This window comes from Salinivibrio sp. SS2, assembly GCF_001722075.1.
In the GTDB taxonomy this organism is placed as follows: Bacteria; Pseudomonadota; Gammaproteobacteria; order Enterobacterales; family Vibrionaceae; genus Salinivibrio; species Salinivibrio proteolyticus.
Genome location: NZ_MEBP01000061.1, coordinates 12,189 through 36,076 on the forward strand (window position 1 = coordinate 12,189; position 23,888 = coordinate 36,076).

The 23,888-nt window shown below is 50.8% G+C and carries 22 protein-coding genes and 1 pseudogene; 17 read left to right on the forward strand and 6 right to left on the reverse strand.

Annotated features, from left to right (window positions below):
* Positions 1-2 precede the first annotated feature (2 nt).
* From hisC to hisIE, 6 genes are read left to right on the forward strand one after another with little or no spacing between them, the layout of a single operon-like run.
* Entirely contained in the window at positions 3-1,055 is a 1,053-nt protein-coding gene (gene hisC, locus BGK46_RS04245) for a histidinol-phosphate transaminase (protein ID WP_139130730.1), read from the forward strand.
* 11 nt (positions 1,056-1,066) lie between these two features.
* Positions 1,067-2,134, forward strand: coding sequence for a bifunctional histidinol-phosphatase/imidazoleglycerol-phosphate dehydratase HisB (hisB, locus tag BGK46_RS04250; RefSeq protein WP_069587333.1), 1,068 nt, complete (start codon positions 1,067-1,069; stop codon positions 2,132-2,134).
* On the forward strand, positions 2,134-2,733 hold the full coding sequence (gene hisH, locus BGK46_RS04255; RefSeq protein ID WP_069587334.1) for an imidazole glycerol phosphate synthase subunit HisH: 600 nt from the start codon (positions 2,134-2,136) through the stop codon (positions 2,731-2,733). The genes hisB and hisH overlap by 1 nt, the downstream gene beginning before the upstream one ends.
* Positions 2,734-2,739: 6 nt before the next feature.
* Positions 2,740-3,477, forward strand: a complete 738-nt coding sequence (hisA, locus tag BGK46_RS04260; RefSeq protein WP_069587335.1) for a 1-(5-phosphoribosyl)-5-[(5-phosphoribosylamino)methylideneamino]imidazole-4-carboxamide isomerase — start codon at positions 2,740-2,742, stop codon at positions 3,475-3,477.
* Positions 3,459-4,232 (forward strand): imidazole glycerol phosphate synthase subunit HisF, encoded by a 774-nt coding sequence (gene hisF, locus BGK46_RS04265; protein ID WP_069587336.1) that lies wholly within the window; start codon positions 3,459-3,461, stop codon positions 4,230-4,232. The genes hisA and hisF overlap by 19 nt, the downstream gene beginning before the upstream one ends.
* The gene (hisIE, locus tag BGK46_RS04270; protein WP_021022340.1) at positions 4,229-4,852 is read left to right on the forward strand and encodes a bifunctional phosphoribosyl-AMP cyclohydrolase/phosphoribosyl-ATP diphosphatase HisIE; all 624 of its coding nucleotides are present in this window, start codon (positions 4,229-4,231) and stop codon (positions 4,850-4,852) included. The genes hisF and hisIE overlap by 4 nt, the downstream gene beginning before the upstream one ends.
* Before the next feature lie 424 nt (positions 4,853-5,276).
* On the opposite strand, the gene BGK46_RS04275 is transcribed toward hisIE, so the two are convergent.
* From BGK46_RS04275 to BGK46_RS04290, 4 genes are all read right to left on the reverse strand, one after another.
* Positions 5,277-6,758 carry a hypothetical protein gene (locus BGK46_RS04275; protein ID WP_254659655.1) on the reverse strand — a complete coding sequence of 494 codons (1,482 nt, stop codon included), beginning with the start codon at positions 6,756-6,758 and terminating at the stop codon, positions 5,277-5,279.
* Positions 6,751-7,359 (reverse strand): chromosome partitioning protein ParA, encoded by a 609-nt coding sequence (locus BGK46_RS04280; RefSeq protein ID WP_069587337.1) that lies wholly within the window; start codon positions 7,357-7,359, stop codon positions 6,751-6,753. The genes BGK46_RS04275 and BGK46_RS04280 overlap by 8 nt, the downstream gene beginning before the upstream one ends.
* Positions 7,360-7,480: 121 nt before the next feature.
* Entirely contained in the window at positions 7,481-8,089 is a 609-nt protein-coding gene (locus BGK46_RS04285) for a chromosome partitioning protein ParA (protein ID WP_069587338.1), read from the reverse strand.
* Positions 8,090-8,210: 121 nt separating this feature from the next.
* Positions 8,211-8,819, reverse strand: coding sequence for a chromosome partitioning protein ParA (locus BGK46_RS04290; RefSeq protein WP_069587339.1), 609 nt, complete (start codon positions 8,817-8,819; stop codon positions 8,211-8,213).
* Positions 8,820-9,197: 378 nt separating this feature from the next.
* Here BGK46_RS04290 and pseB point away from each other — a divergent pair, with 378 nt between their 5' ends.
* Genes pseB through pseI form a run of 6 tightly spaced genes read left to right on the forward strand, consistent with a single transcriptional unit; the run spans position 9,198 to position 14,731 of the window.
* Positions 9,198-10,193, forward strand: a complete 996-nt coding sequence (pseB, locus tag BGK46_RS04295) for a UDP-N-acetylglucosamine 4,6-dehydratase (inverting) (RefSeq protein WP_069587340.1) — start codon at positions 9,198-9,200, stop codon at positions 10,191-10,193.
* Between the two features lie 12 nt (positions 10,194-10,205).
* Positions 10,206-11,351 carry a UDP-4-amino-4,6-dideoxy-N-acetyl-beta-L-altrosamine transaminase gene (gene pseC, locus BGK46_RS04300; RefSeq protein WP_069587352.1) on the forward strand — a complete coding sequence of 382 codons (1,146 nt, stop codon included), beginning with the start codon at positions 10,206-10,208 and terminating at the stop codon, positions 11,349-11,351.
* Positions 11,352-11,354: 3 nt separating this feature from the next.
* Positions 11,355-12,059: a pseudaminic acid cytidylyltransferase gene (gene pseF, locus BGK46_RS04305; protein ID WP_069587341.1), complete on the forward strand. Its 705-nt coding sequence runs from the start codon at positions 11,355-11,357 to the stop codon at positions 12,057-12,059.
* Positions 12,056-13,132 (forward strand): UDP-2,4-diacetamido-2,4,6-trideoxy-beta-L-altropyranose hydrolase, encoded by a 1,077-nt coding sequence (gene pseG, locus BGK46_RS04310; protein ID WP_069587342.1) that lies wholly within the window; start codon positions 12,056-12,058, stop codon positions 13,130-13,132. The genes pseF and pseG overlap by 4 nt, the downstream gene beginning before the upstream one ends.
* A complete protein-coding gene (gene pseH, locus BGK46_RS04315) occupies positions 13,123-13,698 on the forward strand; it encodes a UDP-4-amino-4,6-dideoxy-N-acetyl-beta-L-altrosamine N-acetyltransferase (protein ID WP_069587343.1) in 576 nt (191 codons plus the stop codon). The genes pseG and pseH overlap by 10 nt, the downstream gene beginning before the upstream one ends.
* Complete coding sequence (pseI, locus tag BGK46_RS04320; RefSeq protein WP_069587344.1) at positions 13,685-14,731, forward strand: pseudaminic acid synthase; 1,047 nt, start codon at positions 13,685-13,687, stop codon at positions 14,729-14,731. The genes pseH and pseI overlap by 14 nt, the downstream gene beginning before the upstream one ends.
* A gap of 81 nt (positions 14,732-14,812) precedes the next feature.
* On the opposite strand, the gene icd is transcribed toward pseI, so the two are convergent.
* The gene (icd, locus tag BGK46_RS04325; protein WP_069587345.1) at positions 14,813-16,063 is read right to left on the reverse strand and encodes an NADP-dependent isocitrate dehydrogenase; all 1,251 of its coding nucleotides are present in this window, start codon (positions 16,061-16,063) and stop codon (positions 14,813-14,815) included.
* Between the two features lie 139 nt (positions 16,064-16,202).
* On the opposite strand from icd, the pseudogene BGK46_RS04330 reads away from it, so the two are divergent.
* From BGK46_RS04330 to BGK46_RS04350, 5 genes and pseudogenes are all read left to right on the forward strand, one after another.
* Positions 16,203-16,832 (forward strand): annotated as a pseudogene (locus BGK46_RS04330) (pseudouridine synthase); the annotation flags it as partial.
* A gap of 384 nt (positions 16,833-17,216) precedes the next feature.
* Positions 17,217-18,326 (forward strand): tRNA 2-thiouridine(34) synthase MnmA, encoded by a 1,110-nt coding sequence (gene mnmA, locus BGK46_RS04335; protein ID WP_069587353.1) that lies wholly within the window; start codon positions 17,217-17,219, stop codon positions 18,324-18,326.
* 13 nt (positions 18,327-18,339) lie between these two features.
* Positions 18,340-18,984 (forward strand): high frequency lysogenization protein HflD, encoded by a 645-nt coding sequence (gene hflD, locus BGK46_RS04340; protein ID WP_069587346.1) that lies wholly within the window; start codon positions 18,340-18,342, stop codon positions 18,982-18,984.
* 25 nt (positions 18,985-19,009) lie between these two features.
* Positions 19,010-20,377, forward strand: coding sequence for an adenylosuccinate lyase (purB, locus tag BGK46_RS04345; RefSeq protein WP_069587347.1), 1,368 nt, complete (start codon positions 19,010-19,012; stop codon positions 20,375-20,377).
* A gap of 110 nt (positions 20,378-20,487) precedes the next feature.
* Positions 20,488-21,636 (forward strand): cupin domain-containing protein, encoded by a 1,149-nt coding sequence (locus BGK46_RS04350; protein ID WP_069587348.1) that lies wholly within the window; start codon positions 20,488-20,490, stop codon positions 21,634-21,636.
* 16 nt (positions 21,637-21,652) lie between these two features.
* Here BGK46_RS04350 and BGK46_RS04355 read toward each other — a convergent pair whose 3' ends face one another.
* On the reverse strand, positions 21,653-23,764 hold the full coding sequence (locus BGK46_RS04355; protein WP_069587349.1) for a methyl-accepting chemotaxis protein: 2,112 nt from the start codon (positions 23,762-23,764) through the stop codon (positions 21,653-21,655).
* Between the last annotated feature and the right edge of the window lie 124 nt (positions 23,765-23,888).

Below are 23,888 nucleotides of genomic sequence, written 5' to 3' on the forward strand. Positions count from 1 at the left end.
GTATCGAAAAACTCGCCCGTGAGCAAGTACAAGCGCTTACTCCCTATCAGTCAGCCCGCCGTATCGGCGGTAGCGGGGATGTCTGGCTCAATGCCAACGAGTCACCCTTTGACAATGCTTACACCGTAAGCGGCCAAGGGCTCAATCGCTACTCCAGCTGCCAGCCGGCATCATTGATTAATGCCTATGCAGACTATGCCGGCGTAGCAACGAACCAAGTCATCACCACTCGTGGCGCCGATGAAGGGATTGATTTGTTGCTGCGTGCCTTTTGCGAGCCAAACCAAGATAGCGTGCTGATTTGCCCGCCTACCTATGGCATGTATGCGGTCAGTGCGGAAAACCAAGGGATCACCACCATCCAAGTCCCGCTCACCGCCGACTGGCAGCTAGACATGGCAGGAATTGATACCGCCTTGGAGGCAGATGCCAGCATCAAGCTTATCTTCCTGTGTAGTCCCAATAATCCGACCGGCAATCTCATTAACCGCGACGACATAGAAGCGCTACTTACCCGCACTCAAGATCGCGCGATTGTGGTGCTGGATGAAGCCTATATCGAATTTAGTCCAGAAGCGACCTGCACCGACTTGCTCGCACGCTTTGAGAATCTGGCCATTTTGCGCACCCTATCAAAAGCGTTTGCTCTGGCGGGACTGCGTTGCGGCTTTACCCTCGCTAGTCCCGCGATTATTAACTTGATGCTCAAGGTGATCCCGCCATACCCGGTGCCGGTCCCCGTGGCAGACATTGCCGAACAAGCGCTCTCCGAGGCCGGTTTAGCGCGAATGAAATATCAAGTTTTAGACTTAACCGCCAACCGTGCCTACCTGCAAGCCGGTCTCAGTATGCTACCCGGCGTCGAGGTGCATCCGGGCTTTGGTAATTATCTGCTCATCACGCTAGATGACGCTGACGCAGTGTTCGCACGTTTAGGGCGTGCCGGCATGATTGTGCGTCAGACCGCCGTTGCCAACAGCTTGCGCATCAGCATTGGTAACCGTGACGAATGTGAAAAAGTGCTGGCCTTTATCCGCCAGCAACTCAGTGAATAAGGACAACCACTGTGAAAGACAAGATTTTATTTATTGACCGTGATGGCACCTTAATTGTTGAGCCGCCTGAAGATTATCAAGTGGATCGTCTGGATAAATTGGCCTTTGAGCCGGACGTGATCCCTGCACTAATCAGCCTGCAAGCGGCGGGTTACACCTTGGTGATGGTGAGCAATCAAGATGGTCTGGGAACCGAGAGCTTCCCGCAAGCGGACTTTGATGCGCCACACAACATGATGATGGCCCTGTTTCGCTCACAAGGGATCCATTTTGAAGACGTACTGATTTGCCCGCACTTTGATAGCGATGACTGTAGCTGTCGCAAACCCAAACTAGGCTTGGTGAAAGACTATCTACAGCAAGGCCGAATTGATTTCGCCCAATCAGCGGTAATTGGCGATCGCGACACCGATATCACCTTAGCAAACAATATGGCGCTACAAGGCATCAAATACCAACGCGACGTGATGAGCTGGCCACAGATTGTCGAGCGTCTCACCCAGCAGCCGCGACTGGCCAGCGTCACCCGCACCACCAAAGAAACCGACATTCAGGTAGATGTTAACCTGGATAAGAGTGGCGGCAGTCGCATTGAAACCGGACTGGGCTTTTTTGACCACATGTTGGATCAAATTGCCACCCACGGCGGTTTTCAGCTCAACGTTCGCGTAAAAGGCGATTTGCACATCGACGACCACCACACCATTGAAGATACCGCCCTCGCGTTGGGCGACGCACTCAAACGGGCGCTGGGTGACAAGCGCGGCATTGGCCGTTTTGGCTTTAGCCTGCCGATGGATGAGTGCTTGGCGCAATGTGCATTGGATTTATCCGGACGCCCCTATTTGAAATTTGAGGCCAGCTTCCCGCAGCCACAAGTGGGCGATATGTCGACCGAAATGGTGGGACACTTCTTCCGCTCGTTGACCGACACCTTGGCCTGTACTCTGCACCTGACGGTGTCGGGCGAAAACACCCACCACTTGGTGGAAAGCTTATTTAAAGCCTTTGGCCGCACCTTGCGTCAAGCCATCAAGGTCGAAGGCGACGCCCTGCCAAGCAGTAAAGGAGTGCTGTAATGCGCAAACAGACTGTCATTATCGATACCGGCTGCGCCAATGTGGCCTCAGTGCGCTTTGCTGTTGAGCGTTTGGGGTATCAAGCCACACTAAGCCGCGATCCGGACGTGGTGCTAGGGGCAGATAAACTCTTTTTGCCCGGCGTCGGCACGGCAAGCGAAGCGATGAAAAACCTCACCGAGCGCGGCTTGGTAGATTTGGTTAAGCAAGTAGAGCAACCGCTGCTGGGAATATGTCTTGGTATGCAAATGTTGGGGACGCACTCCGATGAAGGCGATAGTCCCGTTGAGTGCCTCGGCCACATCCCCGCGCCCACCAAACTGATGGATACCGCTGGGCAGCCTCTGCCTCATATGGGTTGGAACCGAGTCGCCACCGTCAATGACCATCCCTTATTCGATGGCATTCCCGCAGGCAGCCACTTTTACTTTGTCCACAGTTACGCGATGCCGGTCGGTGATTACACCTTGGCACAATGTCATTATGGTCATGCGTTCAGTGCGGCCATCAATCGAGGCAATTACTTCGGGGTTCAGTTTCACCCTGAGCGCTCGGGCAAAGTGGGCGCGCGTTTGATTCAGAATTTTTTGGAGATGTAAGCAAGGATGATTATACCAGCACTCGACTTGATAGACGGCCAAGTGGTGCGCCTTTATCAAGGAGATTATCAGCAAAAAACCGACTACAGTTTTGACCCGCGTGAGCAGTTTGCGCGTTACCATCAAGCGGGCGCGGATTGGTTGCACCTCGTGGATTTAACCGGCGCTAAAGATCCCAACGCGCGTCAGGTCGATTTAATCACCGAGATTTTGCAATCAACGCCTGCCAACATCCAAATTGGCGGTGGCGTGCGCACCGAAATGGACGTGATTGAGCTGCTGAACACCGGCGCGCAGCGCGTAGTGATCGGCTCCACCGCGGTCAAATCCCCCGATTTAGTCAAAGGCTGGATGCAAACCTACGGCCCTGACCGCATTGTATTGGCCCTCGACATTCATATCGACAGCGACGGGACGCGACGCGTGGCGGTGTCCGGCTGGCAACAAGACTCCGGCGTCACCATTGAAGCGCTCCTCGACGATTATCTGTCCGTCGGGCTCAAGCATGTGCTATGCACCGACATTTCCCGCGATGGCACCTTACAAGGCAGTAATGTGGCGCTTTACCGCGACTTGTGTCAGCGCTATCCGAGCATTGCGTTTCAATCGTCAGGCGGCATTGGCAGTCTCGAAGACATTCGCGCCTTACGCGATACTGGCGTCGCAGGCGTGATCGTCGGCCGCGCCCTACTGGAAGGCAACTTTAGCGCAGAGGAGGCGATCACATGCTGGCAAAACGGATAATTCCTTGTTTGGACGTCCGCGACGGACAAGTGGTCAAAGGCGTGCAATTTCGCAATCACGAAATCATCGGCGATATCGTCCCGCTCGCCAAACGCTACGCTGAAGAAGGCGCTGACGAGCTGGTGTTTTATGACATCACCGCCTCCAGTGACAGCCGAGTGGTCGATAAAAGCTGGGTCAGTCGCGTCGCGGAAGTAATTGATATCCCGTTTTGCGTCGCCGGTGGAATTAAATCCGAAGCCGATGCCCAACAAATCTTGGAATTCGGCGCGGATAAAATATCGATTAACTCACCCGCCTTGGCCGACCCAAGTTTGATCACTCGGCTGGCCAATAAGTTTGGCGTGCAGTGCGTGGTGGTTGGGATTGATTCTTTCTTCGATGAAGCGACCGGGCACTATCAGGTCTATCAATTTACCGGCGATGAAAGCCGCACTCAGGCCACGCCTTGGCAAACCGCCGCGTGGGTTGAGGAAGTCCAACAGCGAGGCGCGGGCGAAATCGTACTCAATATGATGAACCGCGATGGCGTGCGCCAAGGCTATGACTTAACCCAACTCAACATGGTGAGAGAGCGCTGTCAGGTGCCTCTGATTGCCTCCGGCGGTGCGGGGGAAATTTCGCATTTCGCCGACGCCTTTTTACAAGCAAATGTCGATGGCGCGCTGGCCGCCTCGGTGTTTCACAAGCAAATCATCGCGATAAGCGAATTAAAACAAGCATTAAAACAACAAGGGATCGAGGTAAGAGTATGACGGCAGCATGGGTAGAACGTATCGATTGGGAGAAAAACGCCGGCTTGGTGCCTGCGATTATCCAACACAGCGATAGCGGCCAAGTGTTGATGCTGGGCTACATGAATGCCGATGCACTGAACGCGACGCTCGAAACCGGTCGTGTCACCTTTTGGTCACGCAGTAAATCACGCCTTTGGGTAAAAGGCGAAAGCTCCGGTCATGTGTTAAGCCTTGAGCACATTGCACTCGATTGCGATCAAGACACCTTGTTGGTCACGGCGACACCACACGGACCCACCTGTCACCTCGGCACGACCACCTGCTTTGACAGTGACAATAAACCGCCACACACCGGCCCCGGCTTTTTATCGAGCCTAGAGCAAGTACTTGCCAGCCGCAAAGACGCCGCGCCTGATGACTCTTACACCGCAAGTCTATTTGCCAAAGGCACCAAGCGTATCGCGCAAAAAGTGGGGGAAGAAGGGGTCGAAGTCGCCCTCGCTGCCACGGCAGGCGATAAGGCCGAGCTATTAAACGAAAGCGCCGACTTGCTCTATCACCTGTTGGTATTACTGCAAGACCAAGAGCTTAGCCTCCATCAAGTGACCGAAGTCCTCGCCTCTCGCCATCAAGGCTAACGCCCACGCGCGTGTTAACCTAAACATGGTCCCTCCAAAGCGCCGCCCACATTCGGCGCTTTTTGAGTTGTACTAAGCCGCTTAAAACGGCGCTGTTTCCTAAATAATTTAACTTGTCACTCCCGCAGTGATCAGATCGTCAGAGCCTACAAACGAGGTTGAGGCTTTACGTTTATCGGTAGAGTCGGTGTATTTATCAGTTACCGAGTTGAATAACCGAAATAATTCTTTTTACCTCAGTGCGTTAGACGACTGATTTGATCAACAACGCCCGCTAAAAGTGCTCGGCGAGGCGGGCAAAAAGAAGCGGCTTACATTAGAAAGTCTGTTCACTGCCTTGATATATACCGCTATTTGGATTAGCGCATTATGTACCTGCTTGAACAGCAACTCCACCTTGTGACACCCTTTTTACTTCAAGAATTTAATATGGAAGTGAGCCCGTAAAAACAATCCCATCAGCTACAAGACTATATTTCTTCCCTAAATTATAACGTTCTAAATATCTCTTCTCATCTTGATTGTAAGAGCTCATTGCTTTAAACTCAGTAAAGCTTCCGATATAATCGTATCCATAGTATGTTCGGTAATCACCATAGACGACTGAATCAGTCAGTAGCTCCCAACCATATCTGTCTCTAATAGTTATTGTTGTCGAGATATTATGGGGAATAGGCCAAATGCTCCTTATCCGTACTGTTTCTTTAGAGTACTCGCCTAAGACAAAAGCTTTATCGTTGGGAATATCTTCACATTGATCAATTGTGACTGTATTGAAATCTCTGTGGGGTCGCTCATGAGTGAAAGGGAGTCTTTCTATCGCGTTCACTGGTCTTAGTTCGTGAGGCCCATTACGATTAGGTCCCAATTCAATATAGCCGCGAGGTAAGGGAGCTACTTCGAGCCAGTCATTATTATTATCGACAATTTTTATCTGTGGAGTCTCATGCGTCGCCACAAAGTTTGGACTATATTCATAAGTAATTTCAAATAGATAGTCGTACATGGCAGGTGTCTGTACATTTGAGAACGCGTTACTTACTGATGCTTTTAACATGGAAATAGCTTTGGTATCAGTGAGATAGGTTTCAATAAGCTTATGTCCTGATATATCACCCTTATCACTTACAGTCGCAGTAAAGTTGGATTTGGGCACTGAGCCGATACCAGTTAACTGAAGACCATTGATTACCAAGTCATTGCCAGAAAGAATATAGTCACCTTTAAGGAGCGGTGATGCAGGTGCAATATGAATTGCTTTTACGTTACTACCATCATATCCCTTTTGAGATGTCGCGTAGTCAAATGACCTATTCATCCAAAGGTTGCCTTGAGAGTGAGCGATATAGATCAGCTTTTTACCTTGCCAAGTCAGAGCATCATTGATTAAGCGATGATTCCTTTGTGTAATCTCGGTCTCAGGAGAATCTACCATCCCATTAAGTCGTTCAAGAAAAAAACTGATAGCTTCTTGTTTTGATTTAGAGAAAAGATCATTGAAGAATGAGATAGGAGTTGAAATAATAGTACCGAGCTTTTCAGCGATTGACCCTTCCCCGCGCCCATTCATTAACTCCCAGAAGAGTTCCCATTTATCATTCAGCCTCTGGTCCATTTCTTCGGTACGCTGGTCAAAGGTTTCGGCTAAATCGGCAATAATATTAATACCGCCACTCTCAATGTTAGATTCATTATAAAAAAGCTGGTAATCGACCTTTTCGCCTTGGTATTGCTGGTAATTTAAAGTAGTTATTAGCTTGTCTAATGAATTATCTGCGCCTCGCTCTGTGTTAGCTACACCATTGAAAAAAGCAATAGTATAGCCCTCAACTTTGCATGAAGACGCCAGTGCCTGATAGGGCTGCATAATAAGAAGAAAAATGACGAAGTATAGCTGTTTATTCACAGTACTCCTCCTTAGCCTCAAGCATTATTGAGGTCGAGCCATCAAGTAAATGATTATACTCAAGGTAAGCCCTGGTTCTTTTTTTTGTATTATAGGTTAAAGATTCTATAGTCTCGGACGTATCTATACGGTCATCTACTGGAATGCCGACAAACTTCTTGCACGCCAAGACTTTGTTGTATTCTTCGCTGATTTCAAATGCTTTTTTTCGGTTCGCGTGAGTATCTTGACTGAAATCATAATACAGGCTTTTCTGCGCCTGACGGGCATCTTGTTTTAGGGCGTTACGTACCAGCTCTTTAACTTCAAGCGCGTTAAGGAACGCTTCAATGTCATCTCTAATCCCGTCACCATTTTCATCTTTTCCTGCAACAGAGTCGCTTCTGTCTATCAGGTGTTCATACTTCTCGTACAATAAACCTAACTGCTCATCTATTGTCTCTTTCGATTGGAGCTCAGCGGTCAGCGCTGGGGTTTTCTCTATGCGCGTCGAGTCACCAGGGACAGGCGTCTCTATCGGCGATGATTGGTCAGCAACCGGTTTGCTGTCCTCTTTGCAGCCGACGAGGATGAGTAATATAGCGAGTGCGATGTAACGCATGGTTATATCCTTTTTATGAGGGAGTTAATTATAAGATAAATAATGCTTCGACACTTTGCATGAAGACGCCAGTGCCTGATGGGAGTGTATAACAATAAGGAAAGTGATAAAGCATAGCTGTTTATTCACAGTACTCCTCCTTATCATCAAGCATTATTGAAGTCGAACCATCAAGTAAATGATTATACTCAAGGTAAGCCTTGGTTCTTTTTTTGGTATTGTATGTTAAAGATTCAATAGTATTAGAAGTGTTTGTTATATCCCTAACTGGGGTCCCAACAAAATCCTTACACGCCAAGACTTTGTTGTATTCTTCGCTGATTTCAAATGCTTTTTTTCGGTTCGCGTGAGTATCTTGACTGAAATCATAATACAGGCTTTTCTGCGCCTGACGGGCATCTTGTTTTAGGGCGTTACGTACCAGCTCTTTAACTTCAAGCGCGTTAAGGAACGCTTCAATGTCATCTCTAATCCCGTCACCATTTTCATCTTTTCCTGCAACAGAGTCGCTTCTGTCTATCAGGTGTTCATACTTCTCGTACAATAAACCTAATTGCTCATCTATTGTCTCTTTCGATTGGAGCTCAGCGGTCAGCGCTGGGGTTTTCTCTATGCTCGTTGAGTCACCAGGAGCAGGCGTCTCTATCGGCGATGATCCGTCAGCAATCGGTTTGCTGTCCTCTTTGCAGCCGACGAGGATGAGTAATATAGCGAGTGCGATGTAACGCATGGTTATATCCTTTTTATGAGGGAGTTAATTATGAGATAAATAATGCTTCGACACTTTGCATGAAGACGCCAGTGCCTGATGGGAGTGCATAACAAGAAGGAAAATAATAAAGCATAGCTGTTTATTCACAGTACTCCTCCTTATCATCAAGCATTATTGAAGTCGAACCATCAAGTAAATGATTATACTCAAGATAGGCCATGGTTCTTTTTTTGGTATTATAAGTTAACGCTCTTATTGTTCTAGAGGTATCTATACTATCGTCAACTGGGATGCCGACGAACCCTTTACACGCCAAAACTTTGTTGTATTCTTCGCTGATTTCATATGCTTTTTTTCGGTTCGCGTGAGTATCTTGACTGAAATCATAATACAGGTTTTTCTGCGAATAACGTGCATTTTGCTTTAGGGCGTTACGTACCGGCTCTCTAACTTCAAGCGCGTTAAGGAACGCTTCAATGTCATCTCTAATCCCGTCACCATTTTCATCTTTTCCTGCAACAGAGTCGCTTCTGTCTATCAGGTGTTCATACTTCTCGTACAATAAACCTAATTGCTCATCTATTGTCTCTTTCGATTGGAGCTCAGCGGTCAGCGCTGGGGTTTTCTCTATGCGCGTCGAGTCACCAGGAGCAGGCGTCTCTATCGGCGATGATCCGTCAGCAATCGGTTTGCTGTCCTCTTTGCAGCCGACGAGGGTAAGTAATATAGCGAGTGCGATGTAACGCATGGTTATATCCTTTTTACGGGGAAGCGACTTATGAGCTAAACGAGTCTTCACCTTTCTTAAAAAGACCTGATACTTTTTCCAAAGAACCTGGCAAAGCGGCCATTGAAGACGCATGTTACACCGGAATAAATTTTTTACTTGTCTCAGAAAAGATAATACTGATTATTTGGAATGACATCTCAGGTTATTTTGTGTGTTACACGAGTTTGCTTTTAGTAGTGCTAAGGCCAGCTTTGGCATGATGGTTCAGGGCAAGATCGCGAACGTTTTTAACCATAAAAGGATCGGTTTGACGATCATCTTTGGTAGCGAATCGCCAAATCCTGCTCAGATCAGTTAAACTGCCTGTATTCCCGACAGTTAGTGACAAGGCGTCCTATGTTTAACGGCAAATCCATTCTGATCACCGGCGGTACTGGTTCTTTTGGTAAAAAGTACGTCCGCACCCTGCTTGAACGCTATCAACCACGTCGCCTCGTGGTGCTCTCTCGCGATGAGCTCAAGCAATATGAAATGCAGCAAACCTTTAACGCCCCTTGCATGCGCTATTTTATCGGCGATGTGCGTGATGGCGATCGCTTAATGCAAGCGATGCAAGGCATTGACTATGTGATTCATGCTGCTGCACTCAAGCAGGTACCTGCCGCCGAATACAACCCGATGGAGTGTATCAAGACCAACATTCACGGTGCAGAGAATGTGATTCGAGCCGCGATTGCCAACGGGGTCGAAAAGGTGATTGCGCTCTCGACCGATAAAGCCGCCAGCCCCAATAATCTCTATGGCGCCACCAAACTGTGTTCAGATAAATTGTTTGTCGCCGCTAACAATATGACCGGGGGCCAAAAGACACGTTTTTCGGTGGTGCGCTATGGCAATGTGGTCGGCTCGCGCGGCTCTGTGGTGCCTTTGTTTAAGAAAAAGGCAGCGGAAGGCGCGGATCATTTGCCCATTACTCACCCTGAAATGACCCGCTTTTGGATTACCTTGCAGCAAGGGGTGGATTTCGTGCTGAAAAACTTTTCGCGCATGTATGGCGGAGAAATATTTGTTCCTAAGATCCCATCAGTTCGCCTGACGGATCTCGCCAGCGCCTATGCCCCGAACACACCCGTCAAGGTGATAGGCATTCGCCCCGGTGAAAAAATGCATGAAGTGATGTGTCCGGCTGACGATGCCCATCTGACGCTCGAATTTGCCGAGCATTACGTGATTTGCCCAACAATTAAGTTCTACGACGCCGATTATGACTACCGAGAAAATGCGTTGGGCGAAAAAGGACAGTCCGTGCCAGAGGGCTTTGAGTATCAATCAGGCACTAACCCAGATGTGTTAACCGTCGAGGCCATTTTGCAACTCGACGCCGAGCAGTAAAGGAGTATGGCGTTGATCCCATACGGAAAGCAGCATCTTAGTGAGCAAGACTACGCCGCTGTGCTTGAGGTGCTAAAAAGTGATTATCTGACGCAAGGCCCGCAAGTTCCGGCTTTTGAAGCCGCCGTCGCCGAACTCACCGGGGCTGCGCATGCGGTCGCCGTCAATAGCGCAACATCTGCCCTGCATCTCGCTTGTCTGGCCCTAGAACTAGGCCCAGGCGATCGTTTATGGACCTCGCCCATTACCTTTGTCGCGTCAGCCAATTGTGGTCGATACTGTGGTGCCGAGGTGGACTTTGTCGATATCGACCCGAACACACGTAACCTATGCCCCCAGCAGCTCGCGAAAAAGCTAGCGCAAGCGGCCGCTACTCACACCTTGCCCAAAGTGCTGGTGGTGGTGCATATGGCCGGTGCCAGTGCGCCAATGGCCGAGATTGCCGCGCTCGCTAAGCGTTATCAGGTAGCCATTATTGAGGATGCGTCACATGCGATGGGCGCCCACTATCAAGAAGCGGCGGTGGGTGGATGCCAGTACAGCGATATTAGCGTGTTTAGTTTTCATCCTGTCAAAGTGGTTACCGCGGGAGAGGCTGGGGTTGCCACCACCCAAAGTGTCACATTGGCGAAAGCACTGCGTCAGTTGCGTAGCCACGGGATCACCCGTGACGCAGAAGATAGCCACGCTAGCTTACCGCCTTGGGGTTATGAGCAGCATGCATTGGGGATGAACTATCGCCTCTCGGATATTCATGCCGCGCTTGGCCGTTCACAGTTAACCCAGCTTCGTTCCTTTATCGCCAGACGGTTTGCACTCGCCGAGCGTTACCATCAGGCACTGGCCGATTTGCCCGTCAAGCGGCCCGTTTTAGATCCTGAGTCGGCATGGCATTTGTATTTGATTGAGCTTGAGCACGCCGATACACGCCGCGCCGTTTTTGAAGCAATGCGTGCGCAAGGCATTGGCGTGAACGTGCACTATATTCCTGTGCATACGCAACCTTACTATCAGGCTCTGGGCTTCGAGCCCGGAGACTTCCCGCTTGCCGAACAGTATTACGCGGGCGCACTCACTTTGCCGCTTTACCCCGATTTAACCGAGCAACAGCAAGATACAGTGATTGCTGCGCTACAAAAAGCCATTGAGGACGCGTGACCGATGAATGTATGTATTATTCCCGCCCGAGGTGGCAGCAAACGCATTCCGGGCAAGAACCTCAAACGGTTTAACGGTGCGCCCATTATCACTTATGCCATTGCGACAGCACGTCAAAGTGGGTTATTCGATCGGGTCTTGGTTTCCACCGATTGCGACGACATTGCCAGTGTGGCACGCGATGCAGGCGCTGAAGTGCCTTTTGTACGTCCCGCCGAGATTGCCGGTGATCACGCCACGACCTTGGATGTGCTTGAGCATGCTATCCAGTGGCTGAACCAGTCGCCACAGCACACGCCTTTGCACGCGGTATGCTGCTTGTATGCGACCACTCCCTTTGTCACCACGGATGACTTGCGCCAAGGCTTAGCGTTACTGAACGGCGACACTGTCAAATACAGTTTTGCCGCCACCCGCTACGCCTTTCCAATTCAGCGCAGTATTCATGTCGATGCCGATGGCAGTGTCAGCATGTTGTGGCCCGAGCACTTCACTACGCGCTCACAAGACTTACAACCGGCGTACCACGATGCGGGAATGTTTTACTGGGGCACGCCAAGTGCGTTTTTAGCGCGCGAGCCGGTTTTTGCCCCCCACTCGAAAGCCGTGTTGATCCCCCATTACCGCGTGCAAGACATTGATGAGCCTGACGACTGGCTACGCGCTGAGCTAATGTATCAACTGTTGGAGCAACAGGCCTTGCTATGAGCCATATTGCCATTCGAGTCGATGCCTCCCAAGCGATAGGCACTGGGCACGTCAGCCGCATGCACGTGTTGGCTAGCATGCTACAAGGGTCTGGTCATCAGGTAACCTTGGTCTGTCGCGACTTACCCGGTAACTTGATAGCGGTGAGCCAAGAGCAAGGCTTAACAGTGGCGGTGTTGCCTGCCCCAAAAAACTTGCTTAGCAACACCGATTGGCTGGGTGTGAGCCAGTGGCAAGATGCCGAAGAGACAACCGCATGCGTGGCTAACCAGCCGGTGGATTTAATGGTGGTGGATCATTACGCCTTAGATGCCCGCTGGGAACAATCGATTCACACCCACTTGGGCTGTCCGGTGATGGTGGTTGATGATTTAGCCAATCGGCCCCACGATTGCGCGTTTTTACTCGATCAAAATCCTTGGCCTGATCTCACCACGCGCTACGCGTCACAGCTTTTAAATTCACAAGCCCGATGCTTATTGGGGCCAGACTATGCACTATTGCGTCCAGTATTTGCCGCCTTACATCAGTCTCCACCGCCGCGGGAAGATAAGGTGATCGCCTTTTTCTCCGGCACGGATCCGACCGGTGAAAGTCGCAAGCTCGTGGACGCGGTCAAACACCTAGCACATGAGCAGAAGCGCGAGAGCTTGCCTTTCTCGCTATTAATTGTCACCGGCCAGCGTAACCCAGACCGCGATGTATTGTGTAAAGCGCCTGTCCCCGATGGAGTTCGCGTAGTGGAAGCACTGTCGGACTTTGATGCCCACATGGCACGGGCACGCTACGCGTTTGGGGCGGCCGGTGTAACAGCCATTGAGCGCAGCTGCTTGGGGGTCCCGAGCACCTTGGTGTGTGTGGCGGAAAACCAACACGCCATGGCCGAGTATCTCGCCGGACAGCCAGGCTATCAGTACTTGGGACGCGGTGAGCACACCCGCTGGCAAGATTACGCGTCTGCACTGCAGCACCTTGCGGCAAACTGGCATCAGCTTCCTACCCTACCAGCGATCACTGATGGAAAAGGCGCAGAGCGCGTGGTCGCGGCCTTGGAGCATCACTTATGCAACTGATTTTTAAAGCGGTGAGTCACGCGGACAGTGACACTTTATGGCATTGGCGCAATCGTCCCACTGTCCGCCAGTTTATGTACACCCAGCATGAAATTAGCCATGATGAGCACAAGGCATGGTTCAGCCATATGCTCGCCAACACGCACCGTTATTTTTATATCGTTTATAAGCGCGTAGACAGCCAACCGGACAAGCCACTTGGCGTGGTCAATCTTGACCTCGATAGCGAGAAGAGGACAAGTGCGATCTGGGCTTTTTATGCGGCTCCGGATGCACCGCGTGGCAGCGGCGCACTCATGGAATTTGGCGCATTAAGTTTAGCATTTGAGACCTTGGGCGTGACCCAATTGAACTGTGAGGTGCTCAGTCATAATCAGGGGGTGGTTCGGCTACATCAACGCTTTGGCTTTCGTGAAACGCCGCAAAGTCGGCAACGCACCTTTTCCCTGCCTGAGGGAAAAACCGTCGAGATTGTATGCCTGTCTTTGTCCGCGGATGAGTGGCAGCAAGGCGCCAGCGCCCTTCAAACCAAACTGAATATCGATACGGTTTATGAACGACATTAAGATTGCAGGCCGTTTGATCGGCCCCCAGCATCCTCCCTATATCATTGCCGAAATGTCGGCGAACCATAATGGTAGCCTTGAGCTTGCCAAACAAACCCTTTCCATGGCCAAAGCTTGCGGTGCCGATGCCGTCAAAATGCAAAGCTATACCGCCGATACCATTACCCTTGATTGCGACCACGATGAGTTTCAGATCAAAGGCGGACTATGGGATGGTTATAGTCTTCACCAGCTATATCGCTGGGCACAAACCCCGTTTGAGTGGCACAAGCCGTTATTTGATCACGCGAGAAAAGAAGGCATCACCTTATTCTCCTCTCCTTTTGATTGCTCAGCGATTGATTTGCTCGAAGATCTTAACGCTCCTGCCTATAAAATTGCCTCGTTCGAGGCGATTGATTTGCCCTTGATTCGCTATGCCGCGCAAACCGGTAAACCGATGATCATCTCAACCGGCATGGCTGACGAGACAGAGATTGCCGAGGCGGTGGCGACGGCCCGTGATAACGGCTGTCGTGAGCTGGTGTTGCTTCATTGTATCAGCGCCTACCCTGCGCCGATTGAACAAAGCCATCTGCGAACCATTCCAACCTTAGCCACACGCTATCAAACCTTGGCGGGCTTATCCGATCATTCGCTGACCAACACCGCCGCGATCGCAGCCGTCGCACTCGGCGCGTGCGTGATTGAAAAACATGTGATGCTCTCTGAAGATTCGGGAGGCCCGGATGCCGCTTTCTCGCTTACCCCACCTGCACTCAGTGCGCTTTGTGAGCAAACCTACGCGGCGTGGCAAGCGTTAGGAGAAAGCGCCCTCACTATACGAGAGGCCGAGTCGAGCAACCGGCAATTTAGGCGTTCCTTGTATGTCTGTGAGGATATCGCACCCGGTGAGCCACTGACGCCCGATAATGTGCGCAGTATTCGTCCGGGCTTTGGGTTGGCACCGAAACACTATGATGCCGTGATCGGAAAGCGCGCAACACGCGCGTTAACCAAAGGCACCCCGTTGTCGTGGGAAGATATAGACTGATAGCCTGAGTGGATTATTTCCAAGACCACAAACAAAAAACCCAGCTAGCAAGCCGGGTTTTGTCATCGTGCGATAATGCAATTACATTTGCGCAATCATGTCATCTGCGAACTCAGAGCACTTACGCAGGCTTGCACCTTCCATCAGACGCTCAAAGTCATAGGTCACTGTTTTGTTCGCAATCGCTTTTTCCATTGCTTTGATCACCAGATCAGCGGCTTCAAACCAGCCCATATGGCGCAGCATCATTTCTGCAGACAGAATGAGTGAACCTGGGTTCACCTTATCTTGACCGGCGTATTTCGGCGCCGTGCCGTGGGTAGCTTCAAACAGCGCCACACCGTCACCAATGTTGGCACCAGGAGCAATACCGATACCACCAACTTGCGCTGCCAGTGCATCGGAGATGTAGTCGCCATTCAGGTTCATAGTGGCAATCACATCATACTCCGCCGGACGCAGCAGGATTTGCTGCAAGAACGCATCCGCGATGGAGTCTTTGATGGTGATCTGTTTGCCGGTTTTTGGATTCTTCATCGTCATCCAAGGACCGCCGTCCAGCAACTCAGCACCAAATTCTTCTTTGGCCACTTCATACGCCCAGTCTTTAAACGCCCCTTCGGTAAACTTCATGATGTTACCTTTGTGGACGATAGTCAGTGAGTCGCGATCGTTATCGATGGTATACTCAAGCGCCGCACGAACCAGGCGCTTAGTGCCTTCTTCTGAGATTGGCTTGATACCCACGCCACACTGCTCTGGGAAACGGATTTTGTTGGCGCCCATTTCTTCACGCAGGAATTTAATCACTTTATCCGCTTCCGCGGTGCCTGCTTTAAACTCGACACCCGCGTAGATGTCTTCTGAGTTTTCACGGAAGATCACCATATCCGTGTCTTCTGGCTTTTTCAGTGGGCTAGGAACGCCAGTGAAGTAGCGAACAGGACGCGCGCAGATGTAAAGATCGAGTTCTTGACGAAGGGCTACGTTCAGAGAACGAATACCACCACCCACAGGGGTTGTCAGTGGGCCTTTGATGGCAACTTTGTATTCACGAATAAAATCAAGTGTTTCAGCAGGCAGCCATTGATCATCACCGTATACCTTGGTGGATTTCTCACCGGTGTAGATTTCCATCCATGAAATCTTACGCTCACCGTTGTAGGCCTTAGCAACTGCTGCATCAACAACTTTAATCATTGCAGGGCTAACATCCATCCCGATGCCGTCCCCTTCAATGTAAGGGATGATTGGGTGGTTAGGGACTACCAGTTTTGTGCCGTCGAGCGTGATCTTCTGACCTTCCGCCGGTACAACTACTTTACTTTCCATTTTAATCTCCTAGCGTCCATTTGTTATCTTTGTGTAAGATGCGCACTGAGGATACTTGAATTCAGGCAACACGCCAAACAGATTATTACGTGTATAATACGGAAGTCTCATTTGCCGTTTAATCTATTTGACAGTCCTTATGACCAAGAAACCCCGCGCCAAGCCAGCATCGAATACTGTTTTAAACACAACGAAAAAAGCGCCAACAGCACCGCCCACTCAAGCTTCATCCCCACGCACCACACGCGTTATTCTCGTTAACAAACCGTATAATATGTTAACGCAATTCAGTGGCGAACCCGCCGATAGCACATTAGCCGACATCGTATCAGTCAAAGATGTCTATCCAGCCGGTCGGCTTGATAAGGACAGCGAGGGGTTGCTGGTCCTTACCAATAACGGCGCCTTACAAGCAAGACTGACCCAGCCGTCCTCCAAATCCGACAAAACCTATTGGGTGCAAGTTGAAGGCGAACCCAGCGAAGAGGCAATCCAAGCACTTTGCGACGGTGTCGAATTAAAAGATGGCCTCACGCTGCCTGCCGATGTCACCAAAATGGCACCACCCACCGTTTGGGAACGCCATCCCCCGGTTCGTTATCGCGCAAACATTCCTACCACTTGGTTAAAAGTGGTTTTGCGTGAAGGGCGAAATCGGCAAGTACGCCGCATGACTGCACATATCGGCCACCCGACGCTGCGCTTGATCCGCGCTCAGCTGGGCCCGTGGCAACTGGAAGATTTACAGCCGGGCCAGTGGCGTGAAGTCGCTCCCCCGAAAGGCTTTGAGCAATTCACCCCTAAACCCAAAGGCGCAAAAGGGAAAGCACCACGTGGGCGCACTCGCCCGTCCAAGCGCGCACCGTCGAAGAAACGCAATGAGTACTAGGAATACCTGAACACACCATCGATCGATATGCGCACACAGCCCCTCCGCGCCAAGGATGGCGCGCATCCAATCCCAAGTATGACCCCTCATTGCTATGAATAGTATTAACATATGCCGGATCGGTCACAGGTCACGCGACCATCTACCTACCCATCTACTCACTTTGGGAAACGGCTAACGTGTGAGCCTTATCACATCTGTATCCGACGAATGGATTCTGTTAAACTCAGCGTCCGTTTATTGATAGCAGCATTTGTGATCACCATGTCAGATAACAGCAGCAAAAAAGTGATTGTCGGAATGTCCGGCGGTGTTGATTCGTCCGTTTCTGCCTACTTGTTGAAACAACAGGGTTATCAGGTCGAAGGCCTGTTTATGAAAAACTGGGAAGAGGATGACAACGAAGAGTACTGCTCTGCTGCAGAAGACTTGGCCGATGCACAAGCTGTCTGCGATAAGCTAGGCATTGAACTGCACACCATCAACTTCGCCGCTGAGTATTGGGATAATGTTTTCGAGCACTTCCTAACGGAGTACAAAGCAGGCCGCACGCCTAATCCAGACATTCTTTGTAACAAAGAAATCAAATTTAAGGCATTTCTCGAATTTGCCGACGAAGTGCTAGACGCTGACTACATTGCTATGGGTCACTATGTACGCCGTTCGTTTCCAGAAAATGGCGAAAAAGCACAAATGTTGCGCGGCCTAGATGGCAATAAAGATCAAAGCTATTTCTTATATACATTGAGCCATGAGCAAGTCGCGCGGAGTCTGTTCCCCGTGGGCGAACTGGAAAAACCACAAGTACGCCAAATTGCTGAAGAACAAGGCCTCGTGACCGCGAAAAAGAAAGACTCGACCGGTATTTGTTTTATTGGTGAGCGCAAGTTTACTGATTTTCTTGCTAAGTACTTGCCGGCACAACCGGGCCCGATTGAAACCACGGACGGCGACGTCATTGGTGAACACCAAGGCCTGATGTATCACACACTCGGCCAACGAAAAGGACTGGGGATTGGCGGCATGAAAGGCGGTAATGGTAGCGAAGAGCCTTGGTATGTGGTCGATAAAGATGTCGCACGCAATGTACTGATTGTCGGTCAGGGTCACGACCATCCTCGTTTGTATTCAGAAGGCTTAATTGCCGCCCAATTGCACTGGGTCGATCGCGAAGTTATCACTGAGCCACGTCGCTGTGCGGTGAAAACACGATACCGTCAGCATGATATATCATGTACTATCACGCCTATCGATAATGACACGATTAAAGTCACTTTCGATGAACCGCAAATTGCCGTTACGCCTGGCCAATCTGCCGTGTTTTATGATGGCGACGTTTGTCTTGGCGGTGGCATCATCGAGCAACGCATTTAAGGAGCCGTGATCAGTGGCAGAGACGATTTATGATCGCACCCTCGCCTTTGCGAGCATTTGTCAAGCAGCCAAGTTGGTGCAAGATGTATCCCGTCAGGGATATTGCGACCAAGATGCGCTGCGCACCAGTTTAAGCAGCATAATTGTGACCAACCCTTCCTCGACCCTCGACGTCTTTCGTGGTGAGGCGGGGGAAATCACAGGTGATGGCGAACGCGGCCTACGTATTGGCTTGGAAACACTGATCCATCAACTCGATAACGGCCGTAATGGGACGGAGCTGACGCGCTATCTCATCAACCTATTGGCTTTAGAGCGTAAGCTTGCCAGTCGCCGTGATGCGATGGCCCAGCTCGGTGATCGTATTGAAACCATCGAGCGCCAAGTCAGCCATTTCGATTTGCTCGATGAGCAGATGATCAGTAACCTTGCCAGCATTTACCTCGACGTGATCAGCCCGCTGGGCCCACGGATTCAAGTTTCTGGTGACCCTCAGCATTTACAACAAACCGGTGTTCAACATCGCGTGCGTGCCATTTTGCTGTCAGGGATCCGCAGTGCTGTATTATGGCGCCAAGTTGGCGGCAAACGCAGACACCTCATCTTTGGCCGTAAAAACATGGTTGAACAGGCCAAAATCATTCTAGCCCGTACCTAATCAGATTGAACTCAGGAGACAAAAAATGGAACTGTCAGCGCTGACTGCTGTTTCCCCGGTCGATGGCCGATATGGCACGAAAACGATTGCGTTGCGATCGATTTTTAGTGAATTTGGATTATTGAAGTATCGTACCATCGTCGAGATCCGCTGGCTGCAAAAGCTTGCTGCGACTGACAGCATCACAGAAGTGCCTGCGTTTAGTGATGAGGCCAATGCATTATTGGATCGCATTGCCGCTGAATTTAGTGAGCAAGACGCTGCGCGCATCAAAGAGATTGAGCGCACCACCAACCATGACGTCAAAGCGGTTGAATACTTTTTAAAAGAAAAAGTGGCTGACAACCCTGAGCTGAATGCTGTTAACGAATTTATTCACTTCGCTTGTACCTCTGAAGACATCAATAACCTGTCTCACGCGCTGATGCTTAAAGAAGCGCGCGATACCGTTATCTTGCCTGAGATGAAGCGCCTTGAAGCGGCGGTGAAAGATCTGGCTCAGCAGTTCCGTGATGTGCCTATGCTCTCTCGCACCCACGGCCAGCCTGCGTCTCCTTCAACCATGGGTAAAGAGATGGCGAACGTTGCCTACCGCATGGCGCGCCAAATCAAACAAGTCGAGAGCACTGAAATTCTCGGTAAGATCAACGGCGCAGTCGGTAACTACAATGCGCACCTCTCAGCCTATCCAGAGATTGATTGGCACGCCTACAGCGAAGCCTTTGTCACCTCGCTTGGTATTGATTGGAACCCGTATACAACCCAAATTGAGCCGCATGATTACATTGCCGAGCTTTTTGATGCCGTCTCGCGCTTTAATACTATCTTGATCGATTTTGACCGCGATATCTGGGGCTATATTGCACTCGGCCACTTTAAGCAAAAAACCGTTGCGGGCGAAATTGGTTCATCGACCATGCCACATAAAGTGAACCCGATTGATTTTGAAAACTCGGAAGGCAACCTAGGGTTGGCGAACGCGATTTTCTCTCATCTGGGCCAAAAGCTACCGATTTCTCGTTGGCAGCGAGATCTGACTGACTCCACCGTGCTGCGTAACTTGGGCGTGGGTGTAGGCTACACCTTGATTGCTTATACCTCGACCCTTAAAGGGATCAGCAAACTGGAAGTGAACCAAGCGGCGCTCGAAGCTGAATTGGACAAAAACTGGGAAGTACTGGCAGAGCCCGTTCAAACCGTAATGCGTCGTTATGGGATTGAGAAGCCGTACGAGAAGCTGAAAGAGCTTACACGCGGGAAACGTGTCGATGGTGAAGGCATGCGCCAGTTTATCGATGGCCTTGATTTACCAGAGCATGAAAAAGCGCGTCTTAAGCAAATGACGCCTGCCAATTATATTGGTGATGCGGTCAAGCTCACTGACAAACTTTAAGCAAAACGCTCCCATACCTCACGGCCTCCATTTGGAGGCCGTTTTTTATCCCCCTCGCACCGCCCCGCTCAGCGCGTTATACTGCCGCAAATTTCTTAACCTGTGATGCTATGTATCAGTTTCAATTTTCCATTGCCGACTTTATGTCCACCTATTGGCACCAAGCGCCTACCGTTATCCGCCAAGGCTTTATAGACTTCGAGGATCCCATCGACCCAGAGGAAGTCGCAGGCTTGGCGATGGAAGCCGATATTGATTCTCGCATGGTGACACACGCGAATGGTCAATGGCAGGTTGCCCACGGACCGTTTGAGGATTTTAGCGACTTTCCTGATACTCACGCGCAACTGATTGTTCAGGCAGCCAACCACTGGCACCCGGGCGCCCGCGAGCTAGCCAGTGCCTTTTCGACACTGCCTCAGTGGTTATTCGACGATCTTATGGTGTGCTATTCCCAACCGCATGGCGGCGTTGGTCCTCATATTGATCAATACGATGTCTTTATTGTGCAAGGCCAAGGGCGTCGTCGCTGGCGTGTGGGGCCCAAAGGGCAGTATCAAGAAGCCAATTTGGAAACAGGTCTTAAGCAAATTACCGGCTTCGATGCCATCATCGATGTGGTGTTAGAGCCGGGCGACATTCTTTATATCCCACCGGGCTTTCCGCATGAAGGGGATACGCTAGCGCCCTCGCTCAGTTACTCAATTGGCTATCGCTCACCAAAAGCCCGCGAGCTATTGAGTAGCTATGCCGACCAAGTTATCGTCGATGAAGCAGGCGACCATCATTTCCATTGGCCAGCCATGCAAGCACAACCCGACGCGCCGGCAGCATTGGATCCACAACATCTCGCGCAAATGGATGAGATGATGATGGCGTTAATGCACGACGAAACCCGTAAAAAGCGCTGGATTGGCGAGTTTCTCTCTCAGGCTCGACACGAGCTCGACTTGCTCAGCCCCGATCCGCAGTGGCAGCCTGATAGCCTCAAAGCCGCCATGCAAGATGGGCTTTGCTTAGAAAAACTCAGCGGCTTGCGTGCGTTTTATCACCCAGACCAGCCTGAAATGATTTTTATGCTCGGTGAAAGCTTTGATTTACCCGCAGGGTGTGAGTCACTCACCCCAGCGTTATGTAATCAGCGCTTTATTGATTGGGAAACCCTCGGCGATGCCGCTGACAATAGCCTGTTTTGGCCGATGCTCACGCTTTGGGTCAATCGCGGCTACTGGTACCCCCTAGAGGAAGCACCAGAGTAACCGCGTCTCATCAAGGTTATACTTTAAATTGGGCCGTAAGCGCACGCTGGCGGCCTGCTAACCCTTCAAGCTGGCTAGCGATGCTGGCGGTGGATTCAGCATGCGACAAGAGTTCATCACTGCGCTGACGAATATGCGTCACGTTTTGGGTGACATCGCCTGAGACAGCACTTTGTTGTTCAGCCGCGGCACTTATTTCACTATTCAGATCCATCATCTCCTGCATCGCCGCACGTATTTGATCTAGGCTGGTTACGGTTTCTTGCACTTTTTCCGCGGTATGATCTGCCAGTTGATTGCCATCGTGAATAGCAGAGACAACGGAGTCAGCCCCTGACTGCAGCGAGTCAATAACAGTACGGATCTGCGAGATAGACTGGTTGGTTCGCTGGGCCAATTCTCGGACTTCATCTGCGACCACCGCAAACCCGCGCCCCTGCTCCCCTGCGCGCGCCGCTTCAATGGCCGCGTTTAACGCAAGCAAGTTAGTTTGCTCTGACATGGTATCAATAACGGTTAAAATCTCGGTAATGTCTTGGCTGCTTTTATGTAAAGCTTGCGCATCATGCGTGGCACCATTGAGTGTCTCGACCAAGCGCGCCATCGCTTCAGACGAGGTTGTGACAATCGCCTCCCCACGCTCCGTCGCAGTGTTCACGGCACTGGCCGCGCTCAGTGCGGATTCAGTATGGCGGGCGACTTGCGTCGCCGTTTGCGTCATTTGTTCCGAGGCCGTTGCCACCGCGTCCAAGCTTGAGACTTGTTCACGACTACCATCTCGAGTTTGCGCCGCCACGCGTGATACTTCTTTAGCGGTGTGTTCCGCTTCTTTAACGCTATCAATCACGTTTGCCATGATGGGCTGGAGCTTATCGAGAAAGCGATTAAACCGCCCAGCTAATACACCAATTTCATCGCGGTTTTTGAGGATAATGCGCTGAGTCAGATCGCCATCACCATCCGCAATCTCCGCTAACCGAGCGGCTAAAAGGCGTAATGGTTTAACGATTTGCCGAGCAGCAAGACTCACGACGACTAAAGCCAGTAGAATGGCAATCACGCCCAAGGTACGCTCAGTTGTGGCGGCTTGCGCGCGTTGCGCGGTTATCTGCGACGCTAGCTGTGTCGCACTCGCCAGCAATGCTTGTTCCGGCAGCGAAATGAGCACTCCCCATGTTGCACTGGGTAACGCAATCGGCACATAGGTCATTAAGTGGCCTTTCTGCCACTGCGTTTTCGCGTCCCCTGCGCTTATCCACTCTGACAGCTGAGATGGTGCATAACGCAATTGCGAGATATCACTCCCCAATGCATTCGGCTCATCAGTTGCCACTAGCTGACCACGCTGGCTGATCACACTAATATGCCCACGGCCGTCAAAGAGTGCTTGGTCCGCTTGCTCAATCAAGGCTTGTAGATCGTTCAATTGGATCTCAATACCCAGCACACCGAGCACGTCACTATCACGCATCAGCGGTGAGGAAATCGTAACATGTAAGCCTTCTGTGTCGCTTTGGGGAGCAGACACACAAGCTGTACCTTGGCTGAGAGGGCATTGATACCAATAATTGCTGGGCTGCCCGGAGGCGGTGCGGGCGGTATCATTAATTTGTGATTCGCTCAGCACTGATGGCGTCAACTGGTCACCACGCTTTTGCCATAGACTGGCAAAGCGGCCAGCGGCATTGGCGCCGCGTTCGCTGTCTAATTGGTAAAACTCATCTTCTTGGTCAAGTGCATTGGGCTTAAACACGACAAACGCTGCTTGTACACTGTCGAAGTTCACGACCGAGCGACGGACGAGTTCATTAATCGAGCCGCGAAGCTCACCACTATCCGTAAAATTTTGCTCCGCGTTATACTGTAAATACACCACACTTTGGGCCAGCATTTGTGCGCGGTACACCGCCTCATCAAGCGAACGTTGAACATGGGTGGCTTGCACTTGTGCTTGGCTTGTCGCTAAGCGCTGTGCGGATTGTTTTAAGCTCTGCGTACTCGCAGCGCTGACGGTTTGATGGAATTGCTGATTCACGTACGACGAAAAACTCAGCAGCGCTGCTGCCGTAATGGCGACACAGGCGCCAGCCACCAGCGTGACTTTCCATTGGATCGAAAGGGATTTCATGACAGCTCCTTGTCATTACAACGCACTCGCATAACGCCAGCGCTATTCTCATCCTTGAAACACTTGTACCTAGACCATAACAAAAAAGCGCAGGTGATAAACCTGCACTTCAGACTGCTGACAA

Coding starts and splice junctions, on each gene's coding strand:
- hisH (WP_069587334.1), top strand. CDS start 2,134: ATGCGCAAACAGACTGTCATTATCGATACCGGCTGCGCCAATGTGGCC.
- hisA (WP_069587335.1), top strand. CDS start 2,740: ATGATTATACCAGCACTCGACTTGATAGACGGCCAAGTGGTGCGCCTT.
- hisF (WP_069587336.1), top strand. CDS start 3,459: ATGCTGGCAAAACGGATAATTCCTTGTTTGGACGTCCGCGACGGACAA.
- hisIE (WP_021022340.1), top strand. CDS start 4,229: ATGACGGCAGCATGGGTAGAACGTATCGATTGGGAGAAAAACGCCGGC.
- BGK46_RS04280 (WP_069587337.1), bottom strand. CDS start 7,359: ATGCGTTACATCGCACTCGCTATATTACTCATCCTCGTCGGCTGCAAA.
- BGK46_RS04285 (WP_069587338.1), bottom strand. CDS start 8,089: ATGCGTTACATCGCACTCGCTATATTACTCATCCTCGTCGGCTGCAAA.
- BGK46_RS04290 (WP_069587339.1), bottom strand. CDS start 8,819: ATGCGTTACATCGCACTCGCTATATTACTTACCCTCGTCGGCTGCAAA.
- pseB (WP_069587340.1), top strand. CDS start 9,198: ATGTTTAACGGCAAATCCATTCTGATCACCGGCGGTACTGGTTCTTTT.
- pseF (WP_069587341.1), top strand. CDS start 11,355: ATGAATGTATGTATTATTCCCGCCCGAGGTGGCAGCAAACGCATTCCG.
- pseG (WP_069587342.1), top strand. CDS start 12,056: ATGAGCCATATTGCCATTCGAGTCGATGCCTCCCAAGCGATAGGCACT.
- pseH (WP_069587343.1), top strand. CDS start 13,123: ATGCAACTGATTTTTAAAGCGGTGAGTCACGCGGACAGTGACACTTTA.
- pseI (WP_069587344.1), top strand. CDS start 13,685: ATGAACGACATTAAGATTGCAGGCCGTTTGATCGGCCCCCAGCATCCT.
- icd (WP_069587345.1), bottom strand. CDS start 16,063: ATGGAAAGTAAAGTAGTTGTACCGGCGGAAGGTCAGAAGATCACGCTC.
- mnmA (WP_069587353.1), top strand. CDS start 17,217: ATGTCAGATAACAGCAGCAAAAAAGTGATTGTCGGAATGTCCGGCGGT.
- purB (WP_069587347.1), top strand. CDS start 19,010: ATGGAACTGTCAGCGCTGACTGCTGTTTCCCCGGTCGATGGCCGATAT.
- BGK46_RS04350 (WP_069587348.1), top strand. CDS start 20,488: ATGTATCAGTTTCAATTTTCCATTGCCGACTTTATGTCCACCTATTGG.
- BGK46_RS04355 (WP_069587349.1), bottom strand. CDS start 23,764: ATGAAATCCCTTTCGATCCAATGGAAAGTCACGCTGGTGGCTGGCGCC.